Here is a 25,555-nt window from a genome sequence, read left to right on the forward strand (position 1 = left end):
CGCGCGCGTCGCAGCGACGGCCCGGCCACACAGGCCGCTCATAGGAAACTCTCAATACTGGGGAGGGTGACCGAGACGCACGCCCCCCGCCAGCCGCTGCCGCGCATCACCCGGGCCGACGGCAGCCCGATCCGCGCGCTCGTCGTCGACGACGAGGAGTCGCTCACCGACCTGCTCTCGATGGCCCTGCGCTACGAGGGCTGGGAGGTGCGCATCGCGGCCGACGGGCAGAAGGCGCTCTCGACCGCGCGGGAGGTGCGCCCCGACGTCATCGTGCTCGACGTGATGCTGCCCGACATCGACGGGTTCCAGGTGCTCACCCGGCTGCGCAACGACGGGGTGCAGACGCCCATCCTCTTCCTCACCGCGAAGGACTCGCTCGACGACCGCATCGCGGGTCTCACCGTCGGCGGCGACGACTACGTGACGAAGCCGTTCAGCCTCGAGGAGCTCGTCGCGCGCCTGCGCGGTCTCATCCGCCGCTCCGCGATGGTCACCGCGGGGGAGGAGGACTCCTTCATCACCGTCGGCGACCTCACTCTCGACGAGGACACCTACGAGGTGTACCGCGGCGACACGCTCGTCGAGCTGACCGCGACGGAGTTCGAGCTGCTGCGCTACCTGATGCGCAACCCGCGTCGGGTGCTCAGCCGCAACCAGATCCTCGACCGGGTCTGGTCGTACGACTTCGGCGGCACGTCATCCGTCGTCGAGATCTACATCTCCTACCTGCGCAAGAAGATCGACACGCTCGGCCCGGCGATGATCCACACCGTGCGCGGGGTCGGCTACGTGCTCAAACCGGTGCCATGACCGGAACCGGTGCGGCGCGCGAGCGGATGACGCGGCCGTGGACGCTGCGCCGGCGCCTCGTGCTCGGCACGGTCGCGCTGCTCGCGGTGCTCGGCGTCGTGATCGGCACGGTGAGCGTGCTCACCCTGCAGACGTCCCTGACCGTCAAGCTCGACCAGGAGCTGCGGGAGGCGCTCGGCCGGGGGCCCGGTCCCGCGGGCCTCGGACCGGGCGCGCTGCTGTGGCAGCGGATCGACGGGGAACCGGCGGCGGGCTCCGTGCTCGGCGACGAGGTGTCCCGCACGGGCGGCGGCCCGCCGGTGCTGACCCCGATCGCGTTGACCGCGCGGCAGCTCGCCGAGGTCGGGGCGATCACGCGCGATGGACGACCGACGACGGTGACGCTCACCGGCCTCGGGGCGTATCGCATCGTCGCGTTCGAGTCGCGCGTGTACGGGTCGGTCGCGATCGGCCTGCCGATGACGGAGGTGACGTCCACGGTGACGACGGTGGCCGCCGTCGTGTTCATCGTCGTGCTCGTCGTGCTCGCACTCGCCGCGATCGCCGGCGCCGCCGTCATCCGCTCGGCGCTGCGCCCGCTCGAGCGCGTCACGGCGACGGCGTCGCACGTCTCCGAGCTGCCGCTCGAGCGCGGCGGGGTCGCGCTCGAGGCGCGCGTGCCCGAGGCGGATGCCGACGACCGCACCGAGGTCGGCCGCGTGGGCGCGGCGATCAACCGCATGCTCGGGCACATCGCCGGTGCGCTCGCCCTGCGGGACGCGAGCGAGGGCAAGCTCCGCACGTTCGTCGCCGACGCGAGCCACGAGCTGCGCACGCCGCTCGCCTCGATCCGCGGCTACGCCGAGCTCACCCGGCGCAGCGGACACGTGCTGCCCGACGACGTGGTGCACGCGCTCGGTCGCATCGAGTCGGAGAGCGTGCGCATGACGAGCCTCGTCGAGGACCTGCTGCTGCTCGCCCGCCTCGACGACGGCCGGGAGCTGGAGAAGCAGCCCGTCGATCTCGTGCCGCTGCTCGCGGACGCGGTGAGCGACGCCTACGCGGCCGGACAGGATCACGACTGGGCGCTCGACGCGCCCGGCACCCCGGTCCTCGTGACGGGCGACGCGCCGCGGCTGCACCAGGTCGTCGTCAACCTGCTCGCCAACGCGCGGGTGCACACGCCCGCCGGCACGCACGTCGTCGCGGCGGTGACGGTGGACGGAGACGTCGCGCGCGTGTCGGTGACGGATGACGGACCAGGCATCGCCCCCGAGGTGCTGCCGACCGTGTTCGAGCGCTTCGTGCGCGGTGACGGCTCGAGGGCGCGGGTCGGCGGCGGCCCGGGCTCGGGCGCGCGCTCCGGCTCGGGCAGCACGGGACTCGGTCTCGCGATCGTCTCCGCGGTGGTCGCGGCGCACGACGGCACGGTCGACGTCGCGAGCGAACCGGGTCGCACGGTGTTCACGGTGACGCTGCCGCTCGCCGCGACGGCGCCGCGCGCCTGACCGCGCACCCGCACCCGCCCGCGCGACCGCGGTTGCGCACGGATGCGTTCCCGCGTACGCTGTCCGAGGCCCAAGACCGCCGGTCATCGGTGTGCGCGCGAGCGGACACCGATCGAAGAGTCCCGAGAGGGACGACCTGCGCAGGTGAACGAATCAGACTCGCGGATGGCGACATCCGTGCCGAAGCTCCGTGCGCCTGCGCTCGGAGCTTTTTCCGTTTCACGACGAAGCACGGTCGGGCCGACGAATCCCAGAAGGAGTGCCATGGCGAACAAGGAAGCATCGGTCGCCGAGCTCACGGACAAGTTCCGCGACTCGAACGCCGTTCTGCTCACCGAGTACCGCGGTCTCACGGTGGCTCAGCTCAAGCAGCTGCGCACGAGCATCAGTGCAGACGCGACCTACGCCGTGGTGAAGAACACGCTCACCAAGATCGCCGCCAACAACGCGGGGATCCAGGCGTTCGACGATGCCCTCGCGGGCCCGTCGGCGATCGCGTTCGTGCACGGCGACACCGTCGCCGTCGCGAAGGCGCTGCGTGACTTCGCCAAGGCGAACCCCCTCCTCGTGGTGAAGAGCGGTTACTTCGACGGTAACGCCCTCACCGAGGCGGAGGTCACCAAGCTCGCCGATCTCGAGAGCCGTGAGGTGCTGCTGGCCAAGCTGGCCGGCGCCTTCAAGGCCTCGCTCTTCGGTGCGGCTTACGTGTTCAACGCGCCCCTCGCGCAGGCCGTTCGCACGGTCGACGCGCTGCGCGACAAGCAGGAGTCCGCGGCCTGACCGCGGTTTTCGAACCAGACGCCGCGGCCTCGGCTGCGGCGCCGACCAGCACACAACAAGGAGTACACAATGGCTAAGCTCACCGCTGACGAGCTCATCGACGCGTTCAAGGAGCTCACCCTCATCGAGCTCAGCGACTTCGTGAAGAAGTTCGAGGAGGTCTTCGAGGTCACCGCCGCCGCCCCCGTCGCCGTGGCCGCCCCGGCCGCCGGTGGCGCCGGTGCCGCCGTCGAGGAGGTCGAGGAGAAGGACTCGTTCGACGTCGTCCTCGAGGCCGCAGGCGAGAAGAAGATCCAGGTCATCAAGGAGGTGCGTGCCCTCACGTCCCTCGGCCTGGGCGAGGCGAAGGCTCTCGTCGACGGTGCCCCGAGCACGGTCCTCGAGGGTGCGAACAAGGAGGCCGCCGAGAAGGCGAAGGCGCAGCTCGAGGAGGCCGGCGCCACGATCACCCTCAAGTGATCGCTCCCCTCGTTCGCGAGGGGGCCTCTTCACCGAACGGCCGTCGCGGGTTCGCCCGCGGCGGCCGTTCGTCGTCCCGGTGGGGGCTTCGAGACGGCCGTGGCCGGCCTCCGCTCAGCCGGCGGCGGACGGCGCGGTCGTGCTCCGGCGCACGACCATCTCGATCGGCAGCGCCTCGGGCGCGACCGTGCTCTGCGGGTCGGCGAGCGAGCGCAGCACGAGGTCGATCACGTGCCGCCCCTGCTCGGCGGGGCGCTGCCGCACCGTCGTGAGCTCGAACATCTCCGCGAGGTCGTGGTCGTCGATGCCGACGAGGGACAGGCCCGAGGGCACCGGGATGCCGAGCTCGCGCGCCGCGATGATGGCGCCGATCGCGATCTCATCGCATCCGGCCACGATCGCCGTGGGGCGCGTGCGCGGGTCGGCGAGCACCTCGCGAGCCACGCGGTAGCCGCCGGGGATCGTGTACGGGCAGCTGCGGGAGTCGTCGGCGATCGTGATGCCCGCGTCCGCGAGCGCGAGCCGGAAGCCGCGCAACCGGTTCGCGTGCACGGGGAACTCGGTGGGCACATCCGGGTCGTCGCCCAGGTGCATGATGCGCCGGTGCCCGAGCCCGATGAGGTGCTCGGTCGCGCGGCGGGACGCCTCGACGTCGTCGAGGCTCAGGGTCGGGATGCCGTCGATGTTGCCGCCGATGCCGGCGATGGGCTTGCCGAGCGCTCCGAGCGCGCGCACCTCGGTCGGGGTGAGCGCGATGTTGACGGCGACCACGGCATCCACCCGCTTGCGCACGATGAAGTACTCGAACACGCGCTGGCGCTCGGCCTCGTCGTCCCGCAGCCGGTACAGCGTCATGTCGTAGCCCGCGTCGATGAGGGCCGACTCGATGCCGTCGAGCACCTCGGCGAAGAACCAGCGGTTGAGGTAGGGCAGCACGACGGCGACGTTGCGACTGCGGCCCGTGACGAGGCTCGCGGCGTTCTGCGAGGCGACGAAGCCCAGCACCCGCGCCGCCTCGACGACGCGCTGGCGGGTCGCGTCCGACACGTAGCCGGTGCCGCTGAGCGCGCGCGAGGCCGTCGATTTGGACACGCCGGCGGCGCGTGCGACATCCGTGATGCCGCTCATCCCGTCACCTCCATCGGCCGGGGGAAAGGTCGGCGCTCGGGTCGCCGAATCGCACCATAGCGCACCGGGCGCCGATGTGGAACCGGTCCCAGGGCATCGTCGTGGGAGCGTGTAGCAATCGTGACCGATCCGTGGCCGTGAACGGTTGCATACCGCTTCCCGTGTGGCCTACGGTGTGCGTGGAACCGGTTCCCGTTTGCGATGGCGCGCCCGTCGCTCGCGGTGTCCGGACAGCACTGCACCGTCTGGTCGCCCGATTGCGGTCGACCGGCCTCAATGAGGAGGAAAAGGAATGGTTCGTACCCTGCATCGACGGTTCGCCGCTCCCATCGCACTCGCCGCCATCGTGGGTCTGACCCTCGTCGGCTGTTCCGGCGGCGGCGGTGGCGGAGGAGGCGGTGGCGGAGGCGGCAACGGCCCGGGGGATGCCGGCGACGCCGACGGCGTCGTCACCATCTACGGCACGATCGCCGACACCGAGGCCGACCTGCTCGAGCAGTCGTGGGCCGACTGGGAGAAGGCCAACAACATCGACATCAAGTACGAGTCGAGCAAGGAGTTCGAGGCCCAGATCGGTGTTCGCGCGCAGGGCGGCGACGCCCCCGACATCGCGATCTTCCCGCAGCCGGGACTGCTCGGCGACCTCGTCAAGCGCGGCTACATCCAGCCGGCACCGGATGCCGTGGCCGCCAACGTGAAGAGCGGCTGGAGCGAGGACTGGGCCAAGTACGCGACCGTCGACGGCACGCTCTACGGCGCGCCGCTGATGGCGAGCGTCAAGGGCTTCATCTGGTACTCGCCGAAGTACTTCGCCGACAACGGCTACGAGGTGCCGACCACGTGGCAGGAGCTGCTCGACCTGACGAAGAAGATCGCGGACTCCGGCACGAAGCCGTGGTGCGCGGGCTTCGGCTCGGACGCGGCGACCGGCTGGCCGGGCACCGACTGGATCGAGGACCTCGTGCTGCGTCAGCAGGGCGCCGACGTGTACGACCAGTGGGTCGCCGACAAGGTCAAGTTCACCGACCCCAAGATCAAGCAGGCGTTCGACTCGCTCGGCGAGATCCTGCTCAACCCGGACTACGTGAACGCCGGCATCGGTGACGTCGCGTCGATCAACTCGACGCCGTTCGGCGCGGATGTCGCGCAGGCGGTCGTCGACGGGAAGTGCCCGATGACGCACCAGGCGTCGTTCTTCGACGGCTTCCTGACGGATGCGGGCGGCAAGGTCGCTCCCGACGGTGACGTCTGGGCGTTCCTCACCCCGCCGGTGGACGCCGACGCGGGCCAGGCGGTCACGGGCGGCGGCGAGATCGTCGCCGCGTTCTCGAACGACGCCGACACCCAGAAGGTGCAGGAGTACCTGTCGAGTGCGGACTGGGCCAACAGCCGCGTGAAGCTCGGCGGCGTGATCAGCGCCAACAAGGGTCTCGACCCGGCGAACGCGTCGAGCGAGGTGCTGACGCAGGCCATCCAGATCCTGCAGAACCCCGACACCACGTTCCGCTTCGACGCCTCCGACCTCATGCCGGGCGCCGTCGGTGCGGGCACGTTCTGGAAGGGGATGGTCAACTGGGTGAACGGCGACTCGACGGACTCCGTGCTGTCGGCCATCGAGGCCGGCTGGCCCTCGAGCTAGCCACCCGTGACACGGATGGGGCCGCGAACCTGGTTCGCGGCCCCATCCGTTCACTAGTCTCGGTTCCGCCGACCGCGTCCACCGCCGTACGCCTAGACAACGCCGTCTCGAAAGGCATCCCGTGTTCAAAGACCTCTTCGAGTGGATCGGAAGTCTTCCGCCGCTCGCGCAGATACCCGTCATCATCCTGGCGTTCCTCGTCGCCATCGCCCTCGTGCTGTTCTTCGTCGAGGTCGCCCCCCGCCCCGGGCGCGGCTACACCGTGCTGCGCCTCGCGGTCGCGGTGGTCGTTCCCGCGCTGCTGCTGCTCGGCCTCGGCTCCGAGCCGTGGAACCCGAACCCGGGCTGGACGCCCGTCGTCGCGATCATCGGGGCGGTGCTGGGCGCAGCGATGTTCCTGCTCGACTACCGCGCCCGATCGGGACGCGGCTACCTGCTGCAGCTCGTGGCGTTCCTCGCGCCCGCGTTCCTGCTGCTCATCGCGGGGCTCATCTACCCGACGATCCAGACGATCATCTACGCGTTCATGAACAACAACTCGGCGAACCCGCAGTTCGTCGGGTTCGACAACTTCGCCTGGATCTTCAGTCAGCCGCAGAATCTCGTCGTCATCCGCAACACCGTGCTGTGGGTCGTCGTGACGCCGGTGATCTCGACGATCGCCGGTCTCGCCTACGCGGTGTTCATCGACCGGTCCCGGGGCGAGAAGTTCTTCAAGATCCTCGTCTTCATGCCGATGGCGATCTCGTTCGTCGGCGCCAGCATCATCTGGCGGTTCGTCTACGGCTACCGGGGCGAGGGCGACCAGTTCGGCATCCTCAACGGCCTCGTCGACTTCGTCGGCGGCAGCCCGGTCAACTGGCTGCAGCAGGTGCCGCTCAACACCTTCCTGCTCATCGTCGTGCTCATCTGGGTGCAGACCGGCTTCGCCATGGTGGTGCTGTCGGCGTCGATCAAGAACGTGCCCACCGAGCAGCTGGAGGCCGCCGAGATCGACGGCACGAACGCGTGGCAGCGCTTCTGGAACGTGACGCTGCCCGGCATCCGTCCCTCGCTCATCGTCGTGCTCACGACCATCTCGATCGCGTCGCTCAAGGTGTTCGACATCGTGCGCACCATGGGCACCGCGTATCCGGACACCTCGGTCATCGCCAACGAGATGGTGACCCTGCTGCAGAAGTTCGAGCCGGGACGCTCGAGCGCCTTCGCGGTGCTGCTGTTCCTGCTCGTGCTGCCGATCGTCATCTACAACGCCCGACAGATCAAGAAGACCAGGGAGGTGCGCTGATGAGCGCGACACCGGTGGACCTGCCCGTGACGCGCTCCGGGAAGGGCGCGATCGAGGCGACGGACGTGCGCTCCGTGGTCAAGCGCACGAAGCGGCGGCTGACGAGCCGCGGCGCCACGATCGCGTCGCTCATCATCGCCCTGCTGTGGACGATCCCCACCTTCGGCCTGTTCGTGACCTCGCTCCGGCCGCAGTCGGAGGTCGTGCGCACCGGCTGGTGGAGCGTCTTCGTCAACTGGGACCTGACGATCGAGAACTACCAGACGGTGCTCGCGAACGACAATCTGCTCGCGTCGCTCGTCAACTCGGTCTCGATCGCGCTGCCCGCCACGGTCATCCCGCTCGTGATCGCCGCGATGGCGGCGTACGCGTTCGCGTGGATCGACTTCACGGGCAAGGACTTCCTGTTCGTCGGCGTGTTCGCGCTGCAGATCGTGCCGATCCAGATGACCCTCGTGCCGCTGCTGTCGCTGTTCTCCCGCGGCCTCTACATCAACGGCTACGAGGTGTTCGAGGGCTTCAAGGACGCCGGCACCTACACGCAGGTGTGGATCGCGCACTCGATCTTCGCGCTGCCGCTCGCGATCTTCCTGCTGCACAACTTCGTCACGGAGATCCCGCGCGAGGTCATCGAGGCGGCCCGGGTCGACGGCGCAGGTCACGGCCAGATCTTCTTCCGGATCGTCGTGCCGCTCACGGTTCCCGCGATCGCGTCGTTCGCGATCTTCCAGTTCCTCTGGGTGTGGAACGACCTGCTCGTGGCCCTCATCTTCGCGAGCGGGAAGGCATCGCCGATCACGCGCACGCTCGCGGAGCTGACGGGCGAGTTCGGCCAGAACGCCTACCTGCTGCCCGCGGGCGCGTTCATCGCCATGCTCATCCCGCTGCTCGTGTTCTTCGCGCTGCAGCGCTTCTTCGTGCGCGGCCTGCTCGCGGGCTCCACGAAGGGCTGACCGGGCGGCCCCGCCCGCATCCGTTCCGGACCCGACGTCCGAAAACGAAGGAGGATCGCCCCGGATGCCGCGCTTCCGGCGCGATCCGGCGCGCCCCGGCCGGTTCCTCCTTCGTTTTCGGGCACACCCGCGGGCGGCGGATGCGGGCGTGCGCTCGCAGCGGACGCGCACTCCCGCGGCGGGCGGCACGCGTAGCGTGGTGCCGTGAGCGGCATGGGCGGGGGCATGGGCGGCGCGCGCCGCGCGGCGGGGATGCAGCGCGAGCGGGTCGGCGGCCGGGATGCGGCGGCCCAGCGCGCCGAGAACGCCACCGCGCCGCGCATCGACCACCTGCTCGGCCGGATCGCGAGCCTGTTCACGCCGTACCGGTCGAAGCTCGTGCTCACCGTCGTGCTCGTGCTCATCAGCGCGGGCCTCGGCGTGCTGCCGCCGCTGCTCACGCGTGAGGCGTTCGACCTCGGCCTGTTCCCCGTCGGCGGCGGCGCCCCGAACGTGCCGGTGCTCTCCGGCATCGTGGGCGCGATGGTCGTGCTCTGGCTGATCAGCTCCGGGCTCGGCGTGTGGCAGACCTGGCTCACCGCGGTCGTCGGCAACTCCGTGATGGGACGCCTGCGCATCCGGCTGTTCGAGCACCTGGAGCGGATGGAGCTCGCGTTCTTCACGCGCACGAAGACGGGCGTCATCCAGTCCCGGCTGCAGAACGACGTCGGCGGCGTCGCGAACGTGCTCTCCAACACGGTCTCGAGCGTCATCGGCAACACGGTCACCGTGCTCGCGGCGCTCGTCTCGATGCTGCTGCTGAGCTGGCAGATGACGATCGTCGCGGTCATCCTGCTCCCGGCGCTCGTCATCGCGCAGCGGCGGGTCGGCCAGGTGCGCGCCCGCATCGCCACCAAGACGCAGGAGTCGCTGTCGGAGATGACCGCGATCACGCAGGAGTCGCTGAGCGTGAGCGGCATCCTGCTCGCGAAGGCGTTCACGATGCAGCGCCTGGAGGTCGCGCGCTACGAGAGCGAGAACGAGCGCCAGATCCGGCTCCAGGTGCGGCAGGCGATGAGCGGGCAGTGGTTCTTCGCGTTCGTGAGCGTCGTCATGTCGATCGTGCCGGCCGTCATCTACCTCGTCGCGGCCTGGCTGATCCTGCGCGACATCCCCGTCACGGCGGGCACGATCGTCGCGTTCACGACCGTGCAGTCGCGGCTCATGTTCCCGCTCATGGGTCTGCTGCGGGTCGCGCTCGACCTGCAGACGTCGGGCGCGCTGTTCGCCCGCATCTTCGAGTACCTCGACCTGAGACCCGCCATCACGGATGCCGCGGACGCGCGCGACGTGGACCCCACCCGGCTCGGGGCGGTCGCCTTCGAGCGCGTGGGCTTCCGCTATCCGGATGCGCCGGCCGAGTCCCGGCCGACGCTGCAGGACGTGTCGTTCGCGATCGAGCCCGGCCAGTTCGTGGCCTTCGTCGGGCCGTCGGGGGCCGGCAAGACGACGATCTCGTCGCTCGTGCCGCGGCTGTTCGACGCGACAGGCGGCGTCGTGCGCTTCGCCGGCGACGACGTGCGCGAGCTGCGCGCGGAGTCGCTCGTCGGCGCCGTCGGCATCGTCACGCAGGAGACCTACCTGTTCCACGCCACGATCGCCGAGAACCTGCGCTACGCGAAGCCGGATGCGACCGACGCCGAGCTCGAGGCGGCGGCCCGTGCCGCCGACATCCACGACACGATCGTGAGCTTCCCGGACCGCTACGACACGATCGTGGGGGAGCGCGGCTACCGGCTGTCCGGCGGCGAGAAGCAGCGGGTGGCGATCGCGCGCGTGCTGCTCAAGGACCCGCCCGTGCTCGTGCTCGACGAGGCGACGAGCGCGCTCGACTCGCTCAGCGAGTCGGTCGTGCAGCGGGCGATCGAGACGGCGGCATCCGGTCGCACGACGATCGCGATCGCGCACCGGCTCTCGACGATCGTCGACGCGGACGTGATCCACGTCGTCGCGGCGGGCCGCATCGTCGAGTCGGGCACGCACGCCGAGCTGCTCGGGCGCGGCGGCGTCTACGCCGACCTGTGGTCGCGCCAGTCCGCCGCGCCGATCACCTCGCCGGCGCCCGCCGCGGGGTTCGCCGATCTGCCCTAGGGTGTGGGCTGCCCCGGCCGAAGACCCGCGCATCCAGGGCAGATCGGCGACGTCGGCGACGTCGGGTGGGGAGTGGATGCGGCCGGCGGAGACGTCTGATCGTTCACGAGGAGAGAACCGCGCCCATCGCGGCCCGATCGGACCACGCCGACGACATCGTGGCCGAGGTGGAGGTCGATGACGAGGGCGCCAGCGTCACGGGCGTACGGGTGCGGTATCGCGATCACGGACGTCTGCTGGGAGTTCCGGGCTCTCGTCGCCCCGGGCCGTCCGCGCCCCTCGCCCGCCGGGCCGGATGCGACTAGGGTGGGCGCGTGCTCTCTCGCTGTCGTCGCTGTCGGTAACCCAGACCCCGACCTTCGCTGACGCGCGCCCGGCTCCGCTCGAACCGGCCCGGCCGCCCAGCCCCGACGACAATCGAAAGACCTCCGACGTGAAGTACGCGAACTCCGTCCTCGACCTCATCGGCGACACGCCCCTCGTCAGGCTCAGCGCCCTCGCGAGCCACGTGAAGCCGCTCGTGCTCGCCAAGGTCGAATACCTCAACCCCGGCGGGTCGAGCAAGGACCGCATCGCCGAGCGGATCATCGACGCCGCCGAGCGGGACGGCCTCCTGAGGCCGGGGGGCACGATCGTCGAGCCGACCTCCGGCAACACGGGAGTCGGCCTCGCCCTCGTCGCACAGCAGCGCGGCTACCGCTGCGTCTTCGTGCTGCCCGACAAGGTCGGCGAGGACAAGCGCAGCGTGCTCGCCGCGTACGGTGCCGAGGTCGTGGTGACCCCCACATCCGTCGCCCCGGAGAGCCCGGAGTCGTACTACTCGGTGAGCGACCGGCTCGCGCGCGAGATCCCCGGCGCGTTCAAGCCGAACCAGTACGCGAACCCGAACGGGCCGCTCAGCCACTACGAGACGACCGGCCCGGAGATCTGGCGCGACACCGAGGGCCGCGTCACGCACTTCGTCGCGGGCGTCGGCACGGGCGGCACGATCTCGGGCACCGGCCGCTATCTCAAGGAGGTCTCGGAGGGCGGCGTGCAGATCGTCGGCGCCGACCCCGAGGGCAGCGTCTACTCCGGCGGCACCGGCCGCCCGTATCTCGTCGAGGGCGTCGGCGAGGACTTCTGGCCGGACGCCTACGACCCGGGCGTCGTCGATCGCATCATCCCCGTGTCCGACGCCGCGAGCTTCGCGCTCACCCGGCGGCTCGCGCGCGAGGAGGGGCTGCTCGTCGGCGGCTCGTCGGGTCTCGCGGTCGCCGCGGCGCTCGAGCTCGCCGAGGACCTCACCGAGCAGGACGTCGTCGTCGTGCTGCTGCCCGACGGCGGCCGCGGCTACCTCGGCAAGGTGTTCAACGACCGCTGGATGCAGTCCTACGGGTTCGCGCAGCCGACGCTCGAGCAGACGGTCGCCGACGTGATCAGTGCGAAGACCGGGGCGCTCCCGGATCTCGTGCACGTGCATCCGTCGGACACCGTGCGCGACGCGATCGCGATCATGACCGAGTACGACGTCAGCCAGGTGCCGGTGCTCACGGCCGAGCCGCCCGTCGTGATGGGCGAGGTCGTCGGCGCGCTCGACGAGGCGACGCTGCTCGACCTCGTGTTCAGCGGGCGCGCCCGGCTCGCCGACGCGATCGCCCCGTTCGTCGGCGCGCCGCTGCCGCTCATCGGCACGGGCGCGCCGGTGAGCGACGCGCGGTCCGCGCTCTCGGCGACGGATGCCCTGCTCGTCGCGCAGGACGGCAAGCCCGTCAGCGTGCTCACCCGCCACGACCTGCTCACGTTCCTCTCGGAGGGTTCCCGATGACCGACTTCCCGACCGCGGGGTTCTCCACGCGCGCGCTCCGCGCCGGCCAGGCCTTCGACCCGACCACGGGGGCGGTCGTGCCGCCGGTGTACCTCACGAGCACGTTCGTGCAGGACGGCGTGGGCGGCTTCCGCGGCGGCTACGAGTACGCGCGCGGGGGCAACCCGACGCGTGACAGCCTGCAGCAGCTGCTCGCCTCGCTCGAGGGCGGCACGCACGCGTTCAGCTTCGGCTCGGGCCTCGCCGCCGAGGACGCCCTGCTGCGCGCCGTGCTCCGCCCGGGCGACGCGGTGCTCATGGCGAACGACGTCTACGGCGGCACGCACCGGCTGGTGAACCGCCTGTTCGTGCCGTGGGGCGTGTCGCTCTCGACCGCCGACTTCAGCGACCTGGATGCGGTGCGCGCCGCGATCACGCCCGCGACGAGGGTGCTCTGGGTCGAGACGCCGTCCAACCCGCTCATGAAGATCACCGACATCGCGGCGCTCGCGGCGATCGGGCACGAGCACGGCATCCTCGTGGTGGTCGACAACACGTTCGCGACGCCCTACCTGCAGCAGCCGCTCTCGCTCGGCGCCGACGTCGTCGTGCACTCGACGACGAAGTACCTCGGCGGCCACTCGGACGTCGTGGGCGGCGCCGTGATCACCGCGGATGCCGAGCTCGCCGACAAGGTCGGCTTCCTGCAGTTCGGCGCGGGCGCCGTCTCCGGGCCGTTCGACGCCTGGCTCACGGTGCGCGGCATCAAGACCCTCGGCGTGCGGATGGACCGGCACTCCGCGAACGCGCAGGCGCTCGCCGAGGCGCTCGTCGGGCATCCGAAGCTCGAGGCCGTCTACTACCCCGGGCTCGACACGCACCCCGGTCACGCGCTCGCGGCCGCCCAGATGCGGGCGTTCGGCGGGATGCTGACGATCGCGCTGCGGGCCGGTGGCGATGCGACGAAGGCGTTCGCGAACTCGATGGACTACTTCCAGCTCGCGGAGTCGCTCGGCGGTGTCGAGTCGCTCGTCTGCTACCCGAGCGAGATGACGCACGCGTCGGTGCGCGGCACGGAGCTCGAGGTGCCCGAGAACGTCGTGCGTCTCTCGGTCGGGATCGAGGACCTCGACGACCTCCGCGACGACCTGCTCGGGGCGCTGGACCGGCTGTAGCGCGGCGGGGCGCCGGGCGACCGCTACCCGATGATGCGGAGGTCCCAGTGGAACTGGCGGTACTCGACGCCGTCATCGCCGAGGATGCCGTGCCGGTCGGCGAGCGTGCGCGGGAGCACGTCGACGACAGAGAGCGAGCGCCGGTCGAGCGCGCGCTTGCCCCGCAGCTCCACGCGGTCGCCGGTCGCGACGCGCCCCCAGTCGCCGACGCCGGAGCGCGGCGCCCGGTTCGCCGGAGCAATGGTCGCCGGGCGGCGGTAGGACGCGAACCGGGCGACCGAGTGGGACGCATCGGTCGCGGCGGCCGCGAGGTCGAGCACGAGCTGCTCGAGCCGCTCGGGACCGACGTCGATCCGGTCCGCGTCGGTCCAGGTCGGCAGCGCGGTGCCGACCGGCGGGTCGACGACCGAGCCCGGATGACCGCCCCAGCTCGAGCCGCCCGGCTGCGTCCAGACCACGCGCAGCATCCGGTCGCGCTCCACGAGCAGCGCCGAGGCGCGCCTGAGCAGCGACTCGACGGCATCGGCGTGGGCGGCCCACGCGGGCTGCCGGCGCGCGCCGTCGAGCGCGCGCCGGATGCCGCGGATGTTCGCCGAGACGCGGGCGCGCACCCGCGTCTGCGATTTGCCGCCGACGATCGCGGCGGTGAGGAGGGCGATCTCGCGCTCGAGCAGCGCCGAGGTCATCGCCACCCGGCCGAGCAGGGCCGGGAGAGCGGGATCGATCCGGCCGAGCAGGTCGGCGGGAATGAGCTCGGCACCCTCGCGAATCTCTCTCATGCGCGACATTCTGCCCGAACAACGGCCGGAAGGCATCGCGTCCGGTCCGAGAGCGTCCGAAGGCCACCGTGCCGGCGCGACGGATGCGGCTGGCGCGAATGCGGGACGCGATGGCTGAAATACGCTGGTCATCGCGTTCATGCCACGGCAGGCTCGAGACATGAGCACCACCACTCGCGCGGGGACGCGCGCCGCCGAGCCCCGCGCGGGCGGCACCCTGGGCCTGCCGAGCGCCGCCGCGCTCTACGTCGCGGCCGTGCTCGGCACCGGCGTGCTCGTGCTGCCCGGGCTCGCCGCCCGCGCCGCGGGGCCGGCATCCGTGGTCGGGGTGCTCGGCGTGCTCGCGCTGTCGGTGCCGCTCGCCGCGACGTTCGCCGCGCTCGCCGCGCGGCATCCGGACGCGGGCGGTGTCGCCACCTACGTGCGGCTCGCGCTCGGCGCGACCGCGGCGCGCTCGGCCGGCTACCTGTTCTTCTTCGGCGTCGCGGTCGGCATCCCGGTCGTCGCGGTCTCCGGCGCGAGCTACCTGGTCGCCGTGCTCGGCGGTGCGTCGTGGGCCGTCGTGCCGGTCGCCGCGGCACTGCTGGTGCCGCCGTTCGTGTCGACCGCGTTCGGGCTGCGCGTCTCCGGCCGCGTGCAGCTCGTGCTCACGGCGCTGCTCGTCGCGATCGTCATCGGTGTCGTCGCGCTCGCGGCGCCCGCCGTCGATCCGGCGAACTTCACGCCGCCGCTCCCGCGCGGCTGGGGCGGCGTCGGCGCCGCGATGAGCCTGTTCGTCTGGGCGTTCGCGGGCTGGGAGGCGGTGACGCACATCGCGGGGGAGTTCCGGAACCCGCGACGCACCATCCCGGCGGCCACCGCGATCGCGCTCGTCGTCGTCGGACTGGCCTACCTCGCGCTGCAGCTCGTCGCGGTCGGCGTGCTCGGCGACGCCGCGGGCGGGAGCAGCGTGCCGCTGCTCGACGTCCTCGCCCGCAGCGCACCCGGTGCCGCGCGCTGGGTCATCGCGGTCATCGCGGCGATCGTCACGCTCGGGGTGCTCGGCGCCTACCTCTCCGCGTTCGCGAAGCTCGGGGCGTCGCTCGCCCGCGACGGCGACCTGCCTCGCGCGCTCGCGCCCGGTGCCGAGAGCGGCGGGGCGCCGCGACGCGCCCTCGCGGTCGTCGGCGTGCTCACGCTCGTCTACGGCGCGGCGCTCGTCGCGAGCGGGCTCGACCTCGCGCCGTTCATCCTCGTGCACACCAGCTGCATGGTGGTCGTCTACCTGCTCGGCGCGATCGCCGCGGTGCGCATCCTGCCGCGACGCACCGCGGGCCGGGCGGCGGCCGTCGTCACGGTCGTGCTCGTCGCCGGTCTCGTCGGGCTCGCCGGCCTGCACCTCGTCATCCCGCTCGCGCTCGTCGTCGTGGCGGTCGCGCTCACGCTCATCCGCCGGGCGGCAGCGCGCCGCTCGGCGACACCCCGAAGGAGCCGCCGTGCCCGCACCCTCCGCGCCTGAGCGGCGCGCCCGCCACGACGCTGCGTCGTCGTCGCCGGCCGCGCGCCGCGTCGTCGACCTCAGCCACCGCATCCGTGCCGGGCTGGTCACGTATCCGGGGCTCCCGGCGCCGAGGATCGAGCCGCACCTGACGCGGGCGGAGTCCCGGTCGCACTACGCGCCCGGAACCGAGTTCGCGATGGACGTCATCACGATGATCGGCAACACGGGCACCTACCTGGACAGCCCGTGGCACCGGTACGCCGACGGACCCGACCTCGCGGGCCTCGACCTCGCGACGCTCGTCGACCTGCCCGCGGTCGTCGTGCACGTGACGGATGCCGCGGAGCGCGGCGTGCCCGCCTCGGCACTGCCGGACCTCGACCTGCGCGGTGCCGCGGTGCTCGTGCACACCGGATGGGACGAGCGGTTCGGCACCCCGGAGTACGGCTCCGGCTCGCCGTTCCTCACCACGGGGGCGGTCGAGCGCCTCGTCGAGCGCGGCGCCGCGCTCGTCGGCATCGACGCGCTCAACGTCGACGACACCGAGTCGGGCGGCGAGCGGCCGGCGCACTCGCGGCTGCTCGCCGCGGGCATCCACGTCGTCGAGCACCTGACCGGCCTCGGCGAGCTGCCCGAGACCGGCGCGCGCTTCACGGCGGCACCGCCCGCGGTCGAGGACTTCGGCACCTTCCCGGTGCGCGCCTTCGCGATCCTGGGCTGAGCGCCGGGCCGCACCGGGTCGGGCGCGGCGCGTCAGGCGCGACCGGCGGCGCGGCGCGTGCGCCGGCTGATCGAGTCGACGATGACCGCGAGCACGAGCACGCCGCCCGTGACGAGGTAGCGCACCGACGAGTTGAGGCTCAGCAGGGTGAGTCCGCTCGTGATGGACGAGAGCACGAGCGTGCCGGTCAGCGCGGAGAACGCGGAGCCGCGGCCGCCGAACAGGCTCGTGCCGCCGATGACCGCGGCGGCGATCGCCATCAGGTAGACGTCGCCGCTGCCGCTCGACTGGGTCGCGCCGGCGAGCCGCGCCGCCGCCATCACACCGCCGACCGCGGCGAGGGTCGAGCACGCGACGAACACCGACACGAACACGCGATCGACCCGGATGCCGGCCCGCCGCGCCGCCTCGACGCTGCCGCCGACCGCGTACACCGCCCGTCCCCAGCGGGTGCGGGTGAGCACGATGTGCGCGCCCGTCACGAGGGCGATGAAGACCAGGAACATCAGCCCGATGCCGCGTGACCGGTCGAGGTAGCTGATCACGGCGCCGAGCAGCACGCCGAGCGCGGCGGTGCGCGCGAGGGTCGCGAGCCGGGAGGACGCCGCGAGCCCCGCATCCAGCCGCCGGCGCCGCTCGCCGAAGCCGCGCACCGCGTAGAGCGCCGTGCACGCCGCCGCGATGAGGTAGCTGAGCCACGCCGGCAGGAACATCTGCTGGCCGAACTCGACGATCCACGACCCGAACGGGAGGTTGATCGAGCCCGCGTCGCCGAGCACGAGCAGCTGCAGGCCGAGCACCGCGAGCAGTCCGGCGAGCGTGATGACGAAGCCGGGCACGCCGAAGCGCGTGTACAGCACGCCGAACACCACCCCGACGACCGAGCCCGCGAGCACGGCGCCGATGACGACGAGCCACAGCGGCAGGCCGAGCTGCACGAACCCGACGGCGACGATGGCGCCGGCCAGCCCGTTCACGCTGCCGACCGAGAGGTCGACCTGGCCGACGAGCAGCACGAGCACGATGCCGATCGCCATCGTGCCGGTCGCCGCGCTCTGCATCGTCAGGTTGACGAGGTTCTCGCTGGACAGGAAGAACGGGTTGAGCACCTGGAACACGATCCAGATCACCGCGAGGCCGATGAGCACGGGCGCCGAGCCCAGGTCGCCGGTGCGCACGCGGTCGCGCAGCGCGCCGAGGAGCGAACGGATGCCGGGGCGCGCCGCCTCGACGCGCGCCAGCTCGCCGGTCACCGGGCGTCCTCGCCGACCGGCCGGCGCGTGGCGGACCGGTCGGTGGCGCCCGTGATCGCCGCGATGAGGGTGTCGCTCGTGATCTCGCTCGCGAGGAAGTCGCCGTTGTTGCGCCCGAGGCGCAGCACGACGACGCGGTCGGCGACGGCGAGCACGTCGGCGATGTTGTGCGAGACGAGGATGACGCCGAGGCCGCGCTCGCGCAGCCGCTCGATGAGGTTGAGCACCTCGGCGGTCTGCGACACCCCGAGCGCCGCGGTCGGCTCGTCGAGCACGACGATGCCGGGGTCGCCGATGAGGGCGCGGGCGATCGCGACGGTCTGCCGCTGGCCGCCCGAGAGCGCGGCGACGGGCACCCGCACGCTCGTGAGGCGTGCCCGCAGCTCGCGCAGCAGGGTCCACGAGCGGGCCTCCATGGCGACCTCGTCGAGCGCGCCCGACCGGGTGAGCTCCTGGCCGAGCCACAGGTTGGACACGACGTCGAGGCTGTCGCACAGCGCGAGATCCTGGAACACCGTGGCGATGCCGAGCTCGATCGAGTCGGTGGGGTTCGCGATCGTCGTCGTCGTGCCGAACGCGGTGATCGAGCCGGCATCCTGCGGGTGCACCCCGGCGAGGATCTTCACGAGCGTCGACTTGCCGGCGCCGTTGTCGCCGACGATCGCCACGACCTCGCCGGCGTGCACGTCGAGGTCGATGCCGGCCAGGGCGCGCACGGCGCCGAAGCGCTTGGTGATGCCGCGCAGCGACAGGATGCGCTCGGGGTTCTCGTCGCCCTCCGCGAGGGCGAGGCGACGCGCGGGTTCGGGCGGGGTCACCGGTCTATCCTCCCGTCAGCCCGGCGCGGGCGCAGGCGGCGGCGTACTCGGCTGTGCAGATCTGGGCGATCGTGTACACGCCGTCGGCGACGACGGTCGACGCGATCGTGTCGACCGTGACGACCTCGGCGGGCAGCACGGTGGCGGGGATGCCGCCGATCGTCGTGTCGCCCGTGACGGCGAGGCCGGTCGCGAGGTCGACGGCGACCTGCGCGGCGCGCGCCGCCTGCGCGCGCATCGCCTTGTAGATCGTGAGGTACTGGTCGCCGGCGACGATGCGCTGGATGCCGGCCAGCTCGGCGTCCTGCCCGGAGACGACGGGAAGCCGCGCGACATCCGCCGCCTTGAGCGCCGCGATCGCGCCGCCCGCGGTGCCGTCGTTGCCCGCGTAGATGCCGGCGATGCGCGAGCCGAACTGGGTGATCTGGCCCGCGACCCAGCTCTGCGCCTGGTCGGGGCTCCAGTCCGGGGTGTCGAACTCCGCGAGCACGTCGAGGTCGCTCGCGTCGATGACGCTGTGCGCGCCGGCCTTGAACTCGGCGGCGTTCGGGTCGGTGGGCGCGCCGTTGAGCATGAGGATGCCGCGGCCGGCGCCGACCTCGTCGACGCGCGCGACGAACGCGGTCGCCTGCTGCACGCCGATGTCCTCGTTGTCGAACGACACGTAGTAGGCGATGTCGCCGCCCGCGGGCAGGCGGTCGTAGGCGACGACGGGCACGCCGCGTGCGTTCGCGGCCTGAACGATCGAGATCGCCGCCTCCGCGTCGACCGGGTCGAGCACGAGCACCTTGACGCCCTGCGCGAGGGCGGCCTCGGCCTGCGTCTGCTGCTTCGCGGCGTCCTGGTCGGCGTTCGAGTAGAGCACCCGCCCGCCGCCGAGCCGGGCGACCTCCGACTCGAACACGGGCCGGTCGCTCGCCTCGTAGCGCGCCGTCTTGGACTCGGGCAGCAGGAGCGCGATCGCGGCGCCGCCGCCCGCGGGCGCGCATCCGGACAGCACGATGAGGGCCGCGGCGACGAGCGCGACCGCGACCGTGCGGAGTCGGATCGACATCGATGGGCTCCCGGTGCTGTGGGTGGGTCAAGCGTACGCCGCGCGGCGGGCGGGTCCGAACCCGCCGCGGGCCCGATCAGCCGGCGACGGCCGGGAAACGGATGCCGTCGCCCACCCCGATGCTGTCGATCGCGAGGCTCAGGCAGCCGAGCAGCTCGGCGCGGCTCTCGAGCGCGCCCTGCACGATGTCGGGCACGCCCGCGGCGCCCGCGAGCGCGCTGCGCTCGAGCGCGTGGCGCATCGGAGCGAGCAGGGTCTCGCCGGCCTGGGCGAGCTCCCCGCCGACGACGACGAGCTCGGGATCGACGATGTTGCACAGGTTCGCGAGGGCGATCCCGATGTGGCGCCCGGCATCCGCGATGACGCGACGGCAGCTCGCGTCGCCCGCGTCGGCCTGGGCGAGCAGGTCGCGCAGCCGCTGCATGCGCGGGTCGCCGCGGAACAGCTCCATGAGCGCGGGACCGCCCGCGAGCGTGTCGAGGCAGCCCCGCGATCCGCAGCGGCAGATCGGTCCGTTCTCGTCGATCGTGACGTGGCCGATCTGCCCGGCCTTGCCGCGGGTGCCGTGGAAGACCCGTCCGTCGAGGATGAGGCCGGCGCCGATGGTGTGTCCGGCGCGCACGTAGGCGGCGCTCGACACGTCGCGCGCCGCGCCCTGGCGGTGCTCGGCGAGGGCGCCGGCGTTCGCGTCGCTGTCGACGATCGCGGGCCGCTGCACGCGCTGCTCGAAGTCCTCGGCGATCGGCACGCCCTCCCAGCCGCGCATGAGGCCGGGGGCGGAGATCATGCCGGTGGACTGGTCGATCGGCACGGGCAGCGCGATGCCGACCGCGAGCACGTCGTCGAGGCTCGCCCCCACCGAGTCGAGCATGTCGCCGAGCAGGAGGGCCGCGCGGTCGAGCTCGCGGTCGTGGCGGTGGTCGAAGGCGAGCGGCACGTGGTTCTCGGCGACGACGGCGCGACCGACGTCGGAGATCGCGATCCGCAGGTGTCGCGATGAGAAGTGCAGGCCGGCGACGAGGCCGAGCTGTCGGGCGAGGGCGACCTCGACGGCGCGGCGCCCGCTGCGCGACGAGGCCGTCGTCGTGAGCACGCCGGATGCGCTCAGCTCCTTGACGATGTTGGAGACGGTGGCGGGGGACAGGCCCGTGACGCCCGCCAGCTCGACCTGGGTGAGGCGGCCGTGCTGCTTGAGCGAGTCGACGAGGCGCGCGCGGTTGGCTTCGCGCAGTGAAGTCTGCGATCCCGGGGTCCGCTGCCTGCCCGTCACGGGGGAAGGATACACGGGACGGCCCGATCCACCCCCGTCCGGGGGGCGATAGCATGCTCCGGGGACGGATGCCACGACCGTGACCCAATCGTTGCAATGGGTTCAGGCGATGACGACAACCGGGGGCGAAACCGTGCACGGGCCGCATGAAACCGCGCTTTGGGTTCATTATTTGACGCCAAGGGCTTTGAGGCCTACATTCGGAGCCGCGGACCGAGCGAATCGGCATCCGCGAGTTCCGCGAGACAAGGAGGTCCGCCAGTGGCGCCCGTGCAGCCGGCATCCGCCCCATCGACGTCAGCACCGTCGAACCGCCCCACCATCCTGGAGATGCGCAGCATCACCAAGGAGTTCCCGGGCGTCAAGGCGCTCGACAACGTCACGATGCGCGTCGACGCCGGAACGGTGCACGCCATCTGCGGCGAGAACGGCGCGGGCAAGTCGACGCTCATGAAGGTGCTCTCGGGCGTCTACCCGTTCGGCACCTACGAGGGCGACATCGTCTACAACGGCGAGGTCGTGCGCTTCCGCGACATCAAGCAGAGCGAGGCCGCGGGCATCGTCATCATCCACCAGGAGCTCGCGCTCATCCCCGAGCTCTCGATCACCGAGAACATCTTCCTCGGCAACGAGCCGCGCCGCGGCGGCGGTCGCCGCGGCCCGATCGACTGGGTCGAGGCGCACAAGCGCGCCGTCGACCTGCTCGCGCGGGTCGGCCTCGACGACGACCCCGACACGAAGATCAAGAACATCGGCGTCGGCAAGCAGCAGCTCGTCGAGATCGCCAAGGCGCTCAACAAGAACGTCAAGCTGCTCATCCTCGACGAGCCGACGGCGGCGCTCAACGAGAGCGACTCCCAGCACCTGCTCGACCTCATCCGCGGACTCAAGGGCCGCGGCATCACGTCGATCATGATCAGCCACAAGCTCAACGAGATCGAGGCCATCGCCGACGCGATCACGATCATCCGCGACGGAAAGACCATCGAGACGCTCGACGTCGCCGCCGGCGGGGTCGACGAGGACCGCATCATCCGCGGCATGGTCGGCCGCGTGCTCGAGAACCGCTTCCCGCCGCACGACGGATCGACGATCGGCGACGTGTTCTTCGAGGTGCGCGACTGGACGGTGCGGCACCCGCTCACCCCGGAGCGCCTCGTCGCGAAGAACTCGAGCTTCACCGTGCGCGCCGGGGAGGTCGTCGGCTTCGCGGGCCTCATGGGCGCGGGTCGCACCGAGCTCGCGATGAGCATCTTCGGCCAGTCCTACGGCACCAAGATCAGCGGCGAGATCCTCATCGACGGCAAGCCCGTCACCATCAACAACGTCAGCGACGCCATCGCGCACGGGCTGGCCTACGTGAGCGAGGACCGCAAGGCGCTCGGACTCAACCTGCTCGACGACATCCAGACCTCGGTGGTCTCGGCCAAGCTCAAGAAGATCGCCTCCAAGCGGCTCGGCAGCATCGACGCGTACCGCGAGCACGACGTCGCCGAGCAGTACCGCACGTCGCTGCGCATCAAGACGCCCACGGTGCTCGAGGGCGTGAACAAGCTGTCCGGCGGCAACCAGCAGAAGGTCGTCCTCGCCAAGTGGATGTTCACCGATCCGCGCCTGCTCATCCTCGACGAGCCCACCCGCGGCATCGACGTCGGTGCGAAGACGGAGATCTACGGCATCATCCGCAAGCTCGCCGAGCAGGGCGCGGGCATCATCCTCATCTCGTCCGAGCTGCCCGAGCTGCTCGGCGTCGCCGACCGCATCTACACGATCTTCGAGGGCCGCATCACCGATGAGCTGGCCGCGACGACGGCCGACCCGGAGACCCTCATGAAGAGCATGACCTCGATCTCGAAGAAGGACGCAGCCTGATGACCGACAGCACAGCCCCCGCGAAGTCCGGGGGCATCCGCGACCTGGGCAAGATGTTCGGGGCCGGCACCTCGGGCGCTCGCCAGTTCGGCATCCTCGGCGCCCTCGTCCTGATCATCATCATCTTCCAGGTGCTCACCGGCGGGAAGACGCTCGATCCGGGCAACGTGATCAACATCGTCCGGGCGAACGCCTATGTGCTCATCCTCGCGATCGGCATGGTCATGGTCATCGTGGCCGGCCACATCGATCTCTCGGTCGGATCGGTCGCAGCGTTCGTCAACATCGTCGTGGTCATCGCCCTCAAGGCCATCGACCAGGCCTGGGGGGCGGGAGACTCGGCCCTGAAGCCGGTCGTGGTGACGGTGATCGCGATCGCGCTCGCCCTGCTGATCGGTGCGATAGTCGGTGCGTGGCAGGGGTTCTGGGTCGCCTACGTGGGCGTCCCCGCCTTCATCGTGACCCTGGCCGGCATGCTCGTCTTCCGCGGCGCCAACCAGTGGATCGGCAACTCGACGCCGCAGACGGTGCCGAACTACTTCAACTTCATCGGCGGCGGCTACATCCCCGACTTCCCGCCCTATCTGCCGTTCAGCAACGGCACGGTCATCCTCGGCATCCTGGCTGCGCTCGCCGTGATCTGGAACGAGCTGAGGATGCGGCGTCGCCAGCGCGAGATGGGCGCGGCATCCGCTCCCGTCTGGGTCAGCGGGCTCAAGCTCGTGCTCCTCGTGGCGGTCATCGCGTTCGCGACGTTCCTGTTCGGCACGGGCCGTGCGGGGACGAGCTTCCCGATACCGGGCATCCTGCTCGTCGTCCTCGTGCTCATCTACTCGTTCGTCACGAACAGCACCGTGACCGGGCGGCACATCTATTCGGTCGGCGGCAACTGGCACGCGGCTGAGCTCTCGGGCGTCAACATCAAGCGCACGAACTTCTTCGTGATGATGAACATGTCGATGCTCGCGGGCCTCGCCGGCGTCGTGTACGTCTCGCGCTCGCTCGGCACCGGTCCGGGAGACGGACAGGGCTGGGAGCTCGACGCCATCGCGGCCGTGTTCATCGGCGGCGCCGCGGTCTCGGGCGGCATCGGCACGGTGATCGGCTCGATCATCGGTGGCCTCGTGATCGCCGTGCTCAACAACGGTCTCCAGCTGCTGAGCGTCGAGAGCGACAAGGTGCAGGTCATCAAGGGCCTGGTGCTGCTCGTCGCCGTCGCGCTCGACGTCGTCAGCAAGCGGTCGGGCGGACGCTCGCTCATCGCCCGCTTCCGTCGGCCCGGCGGAGACCTGGACGCGAGCCCGACGCTCACGGGCGTCATCAACCGACCCGATGTCGCCCCGACAGGCGACCCCGCCGAGGCATCCGCCCGGCCCTCCAGCACTACGCCGAACGCCTGAGTTCGGGCGTAGGGGGTCTCGGCCCCACCCCGCACCACCACCACAGAGAAGAGAGATGCAACGATGCGCAAACTCGTATTCACATCCGTGGCCATCGCGGCCGCGGCCGCCCTGGCCCTGACGGGCTGCTCGGGCGGCTCCGACCGCGGCGGCAGCACCGGGGGCGACGGCGACGGCGCCTCGGCCGGCTTCGACGCCGGTTCGACCATCGGTGTCGCCCTCCCCGACAAGACGAGTGAGAACTGGACCATTGCCGGTCAGATCTTCACGGACGACCTCACGGCGGCGGGCTTCAAGCCCGACGTGCAGTACGCGGGCTCGACCTCGCCCGTTCCGGACCAGCAGGCTCAGATCAGCGCGATGATCCAGAGCGGCGCGAAGGTCATCGTCATCGGTGCCAACGACGCCAAGCAGCTCGGCTCGCAGGTCGCGGACGCGGCCGCCCAGGGCGTCAAGATCATCAGCTACGACCGTCTGATCAGCGACACCGAGAACGTCGACTACTACGTCGCGTTCAACAACTTCAAGGTCGGTCAGGACCAGGGCACGGCGCTGCTCGACGGCCTCGCCGCGAAGTTCCCCGACCAGAAGTCGTACAACGTCGAGCTGATCGCGGGTGCCGCGACCGACCCGAACGCGCAGGTGTTCTTCAACGGCGCGATGGACGTCCTCCAGCCGAAGATCGACGACGGCACGCTCAACGTGGTCTCGAAGCAGACGTCGTTCGAGCAGGTGCAGACCGACAAGTGGGATGCGGCCAACGTGCAGGAGCGCTTCGACACCCTGCTCAACCAGAACTACACGGGTGACACGAAGATCGACGGCGTCCTGTCGCCGAACGACACCCTCGCGCGCGCCGCGATCCAGTCGGTGGAGGACGCGGGTCTCGGCCCGATCGTCATCACCGGTCAGGACTCGGAGAAGGCGTCGATCCCGTACATCATGGACGGTCGCCAGTACATGACGATCTACAAGGACACCCGCAAGCTCGTCGAGCAGACGGTGTCGATGATCAAGGACCTCGCCTCCGGCAAGGACGCGACGACGAACACCACCGAGGACAACGGATCGAAGAAGGTCCCGACCTTCTACCTCGACCCGGTCGTGGTCACGAAGGACAACGCCGCCGAGGTCTACAAGGACAACGACACGCTCTACCCGCTGACCCAGCAGTAACCCGGGATCGGCACACCCGCGGGGCCCGGTCGCGTTCGCGCGGCCGGGCCCCGCGGCGTTCGCGGACGCCGCCGGGGATCCGGCCACCGGTCGC

General features: G+C 71.1%; 21 protein-coding genes. 15 read left to right on the top strand and 6 right to left on the bottom strand.

Annotated elements, in window-relative coordinates; translation table 11 throughout:
• The first annotated feature begins 66 nt into the window (after positions 1 to 66).
• The 4 genes from QT381_RS05585 (at position 67) to rplL (ending at position 3,539) form a co-directional block, all read left to right on the top strand.
• On the top strand, positions 67 to 813 hold the full coding sequence (locus QT381_RS05585; protein WP_289247784.1) for a response regulator transcription factor: 747 nt from the start codon (positions 67 to 69) through the stop codon (positions 811 to 813).
• A complete protein-coding gene (locus tag QT381_RS05590; RefSeq protein ID WP_289247785.1) occupies positions 810 to 2,300 on the top strand; it encodes a sensor histidine kinase in 1,491 nt (496 codons plus the stop codon). The genes QT381_RS05585 and QT381_RS05590 overlap by 4 nt, the downstream gene beginning before the upstream one ends.
• A 264-nt stretch (positions 2,301 to 2,564) precedes the next feature.
• Positions 2,565 to 3,080, top strand: coding sequence for a 50S ribosomal protein L10 (rplJ, locus tag QT381_RS05595; protein ID WP_289247786.1), 516 nt, complete (start codon positions 2,565 to 2,567; stop codon positions 3,078 to 3,080).
• 69 nt (positions 3,081 to 3,149) lie between these two features.
• The gene (gene rplL / locus QT381_RS05600; RefSeq protein WP_289247787.1) at positions 3,150 to 3,539 is read left to right on the top strand and encodes a 50S ribosomal protein L7/L12; all 390 of its coding nucleotides are present in this window, start codon (positions 3,150 to 3,152) and stop codon (positions 3,537 to 3,539) included.
• Positions 3,540 to 3,653: 114 nt separating this feature from the next.
• Here rplL and QT381_RS05605 read toward each other — a convergent pair whose 3' ends face one another.
• On the bottom strand, positions 3,654 to 4,667 hold the full coding sequence (locus QT381_RS05605) for a LacI family DNA-binding transcriptional regulator (RefSeq protein ID WP_289247788.1): 1,014 nt from the start codon (positions 4,665 to 4,667) through the stop codon (positions 3,654 to 3,656).
• Positions 4,668 to 4,959: 292 nt separating this feature from the next.
• On the opposite strand from QT381_RS05605, the gene QT381_RS05610 reads away from it, so the two are divergent.
• The 6 genes from QT381_RS05610 (at position 4,960) to QT381_RS05635 (ending at position 13,638) form a co-directional block, all read left to right on the top strand.
• Positions 4,960 to 6,306 carry an ABC transporter substrate-binding protein gene (locus tag QT381_RS05610; protein ID WP_289247789.1) on the top strand — a complete coding sequence of 449 codons (1,347 nt, stop codon included), beginning with the start codon at positions 4,960 to 4,962 and terminating at the stop codon, positions 6,304 to 6,306.
• A gap of 121 nt (positions 6,307 to 6,427) precedes the next feature.
• On the top strand, positions 6,428 to 7,594 hold the full coding sequence (locus QT381_RS05615) for a carbohydrate ABC transporter permease (protein WP_289247790.1): 1,167 nt from the start codon (positions 6,428 to 6,430) through the stop codon (positions 7,592 to 7,594).
• Positions 7,594 to 8,547 (top strand): carbohydrate ABC transporter permease, encoded by a 954-nt coding sequence (locus tag QT381_RS05620; protein WP_289247791.1) that lies wholly within the window; start codon positions 7,594 to 7,596, stop codon positions 8,545 to 8,547. Before QT381_RS05615 ends, QT381_RS05620 begins: the two co-directional genes overlap by 1 nt.
• A gap of 213 nt (positions 8,548 to 8,760) precedes the next feature.
• Positions 8,761 to 10,677, top strand: coding sequence for an ABC transporter ATP-binding protein (locus QT381_RS05625; RefSeq protein WP_289247847.1), 1,917 nt, complete (start codon positions 8,761 to 8,763; stop codon positions 10,675 to 10,677).
• A 433-nt stretch (positions 10,678 to 11,110) separates the two neighbouring features.
• Entirely contained in the window at positions 11,111 to 12,484 is a 1,374-nt protein-coding gene (locus QT381_RS05630; RefSeq protein ID WP_289247793.1) for a cystathionine beta-synthase, read from the top strand.
• Complete coding sequence (locus tag QT381_RS05635) at positions 12,481 to 13,638, top strand: cystathionine gamma-synthase (RefSeq protein WP_289247795.1); 1,158 nt, start codon at positions 12,481 to 12,483, stop codon at positions 13,636 to 13,638. The genes QT381_RS05630 and QT381_RS05635 overlap by 4 nt, the downstream gene beginning before the upstream one ends.
• Before the next feature lie 23 nt (positions 13,639 to 13,661).
• On the opposite strand, the gene QT381_RS05640 is transcribed toward QT381_RS05635, so the two are convergent.
• Entirely contained in the window at positions 13,662 to 14,417 is a 756-nt protein-coding gene (locus tag QT381_RS05640) for a hypothetical protein (RefSeq protein ID WP_289247797.1), read from the bottom strand.
• A 160-nt stretch (positions 14,418 to 14,577) separates the two neighbouring features.
• Here QT381_RS05640 and QT381_RS05645 point away from each other — a divergent pair, with 160 nt between their 5' ends.
• Complete coding sequence (locus QT381_RS05645) at positions 14,578 to 15,915, top strand: APC family permease (protein WP_289247799.1); 1,338 nt, start codon at positions 14,578 to 14,580, stop codon at positions 15,913 to 15,915.
• Complete coding sequence (locus QT381_RS05650) at positions 15,893 to 16,618, top strand: cyclase family protein (RefSeq protein WP_289247801.1); 726 nt, start codon at positions 15,893 to 15,895, stop codon at positions 16,616 to 16,618. The genes QT381_RS05645 and QT381_RS05650 overlap by 23 nt, the downstream gene beginning before the upstream one ends.
• Positions 16,619 to 16,650: 32 nt before the next feature.
• Here the strand turns inward: QT381_RS05650 and QT381_RS05655 are convergent, their stop codons facing one another.
• The 4 genes from QT381_RS05655 to QT381_RS05670 all read right to left on the bottom strand — a co-directional run bounded on the left by QT381_RS05655 (position 16,651) and on the right by QT381_RS05670 (position 21,013).
• A complete protein-coding gene (locus QT381_RS05655; RefSeq protein WP_289247803.1) occupies positions 16,651 to 17,871 on the bottom strand; it encodes a sugar ABC transporter permease in 1,221 nt (406 codons plus the stop codon).
• Positions 17,868 to 18,689 (bottom strand): ATP-binding cassette domain-containing protein, encoded by an 822-nt coding sequence (locus QT381_RS05660; protein WP_502877457.1) that lies wholly within the window; start codon positions 18,687 to 18,689, stop codon positions 17,868 to 17,870. Before QT381_RS05660 ends, QT381_RS05655 begins: the two co-directional genes overlap by 4 nt.
• Positions 18,690 to 18,693: 4 nt before the next feature.
• Entirely contained in the window at positions 18,694 to 19,743 is a 1,050-nt protein-coding gene (locus QT381_RS05665) for a sugar ABC transporter substrate-binding protein (RefSeq protein WP_289247805.1), read from the bottom strand.
• A gap of 76 nt (positions 19,744 to 19,819) precedes the next feature.
• Positions 19,820 to 21,013 carry an ROK family transcriptional regulator gene (locus QT381_RS05670; protein ID WP_289247807.1) on the bottom strand — a complete coding sequence of 398 codons (1,194 nt, stop codon included), beginning with the start codon at positions 21,011 to 21,013 and terminating at the stop codon, positions 19,820 to 19,822.
• Positions 21,014 to 21,343: 330 nt separating this feature from the next.
• Between QT381_RS05670 and mmsA the strand changes: the two genes are divergently transcribed.
• The 3 genes from mmsA (at position 21,344) to QT381_RS05685 (ending at position 25,461) form a co-directional block, all read left to right on the top strand.
• Positions 21,344 to 22,885 (top strand): multiple monosaccharide ABC transporter ATP-binding protein, encoded by a 1,542-nt coding sequence (mmsA, locus tag QT381_RS05675; protein ID WP_289247849.1) that lies wholly within the window; start codon positions 21,344 to 21,346, stop codon positions 22,883 to 22,885.
• Positions 22,885 to 24,285: an ABC transporter permease subunit gene (locus tag QT381_RS05680; protein WP_289247809.1), complete on the top strand. Its 1,401-nt coding sequence runs from the start codon at positions 22,885 to 22,887 to the stop codon at positions 24,283 to 24,285. The genes mmsA and QT381_RS05680 overlap by 1 nt, the downstream gene beginning before the upstream one ends.
• A gap of 63 nt (positions 24,286 to 24,348) precedes the next feature.
• Complete coding sequence (locus QT381_RS05685) at positions 24,349 to 25,461, top strand: sugar ABC transporter substrate-binding protein (RefSeq protein WP_289247811.1); 1,113 nt, start codon at positions 24,349 to 24,351, stop codon at positions 25,459 to 25,461.
• The last annotated feature ends 94 nt before the right edge of the window (positions 25,462 to 25,555 follow it).

The sequence above is a fragment of the Galbitalea sp. SE-J8 genome (assembly GCF_030345695.1).
Taxonomy (GTDB): domain Bacteria; phylum Actinomycetota; class Actinomycetes; order Actinomycetales; family Microbacteriaceae; genus JAUASV01.

Excerpts from the sequence above, each read along its gene's own strand:
- QT381_RS05665 (WP_289247805.1), bottom strand. The coding sequence starts at position 19,743 with ATGTCGATCCGACTCCGCACGGTCGCGGTCGCGCTCGTCGCCGCGGCC.
- rplL (WP_289247787.1), top strand. The coding sequence starts at position 3,150 with ATGGCTAAGCTCACCGCTGACGAGCTCATCGACGCGTTCAAGGAGCTC.
- QT381_RS05635 (WP_289247795.1), top strand. The coding sequence starts at position 12,481 with ATGACCGACTTCCCGACCGCGGGGTTCTCCACGCGCGCGCTCCGCGCC.
- QT381_RS05680 (WP_289247809.1), top strand. The coding sequence starts at position 22,885 with ATGACCGACAGCACAGCCCCCGCGAAGTCCGGGGGCATCCGCGACCTG.
- QT381_RS05590 (WP_289247785.1), top strand. The coding sequence starts at position 810 with ATGACCGGAACCGGTGCGGCGCGCGAGCGGATGACGCGGCCGTGGACG.
- rplJ (WP_289247786.1), top strand. The coding sequence starts at position 2,565 with ATGGCGAACAAGGAAGCATCGGTCGCCGAGCTCACGGACAAGTTCCGC.
- QT381_RS05640 (WP_289247797.1), bottom strand. The coding sequence starts at position 14,417 with ATGAGAGAGATTCGCGAGGGTGCCGAGCTCATTCCCGCCGACCTGCTC.
- QT381_RS05685 (WP_289247811.1), top strand. The coding sequence starts at position 24,349 with ATGCGCAAACTCGTATTCACATCCGTGGCCATCGCGGCCGCGGCCGCC.
- QT381_RS05610 (WP_289247789.1), top strand. The coding sequence starts at position 4,960 with ATGGTTCGTACCCTGCATCGACGGTTCGCCGCTCCCATCGCACTCGCC.
- QT381_RS05625 (WP_289247847.1), top strand. The coding sequence starts at position 8,761 with ATGGGCGGGGGCATGGGCGGCGCGCGCCGCGCGGCGGGGATGCAGCGC.
- QT381_RS05645 (WP_289247799.1), top strand. The coding sequence starts at position 14,578 with ATGAGCACCACCACTCGCGCGGGGACGCGCGCCGCCGAGCCCCGCGCG.
- QT381_RS05605 (WP_289247788.1), bottom strand. The coding sequence starts at position 4,667 with ATGAGCGGCATCACGGATGTCGCACGCGCCGCCGGCGTGTCCAAATCG.
- QT381_RS05620 (WP_289247791.1), top strand. The coding sequence starts at position 7,594 with ATGAGCGCGACACCGGTGGACCTGCCCGTGACGCGCTCCGGGAAGGGC.
- mmsA (WP_289247849.1), top strand. The coding sequence starts at position 21,344 with ATGCGCAGCATCACCAAGGAGTTCCCGGGCGTCAAGGCGCTCGACAAC.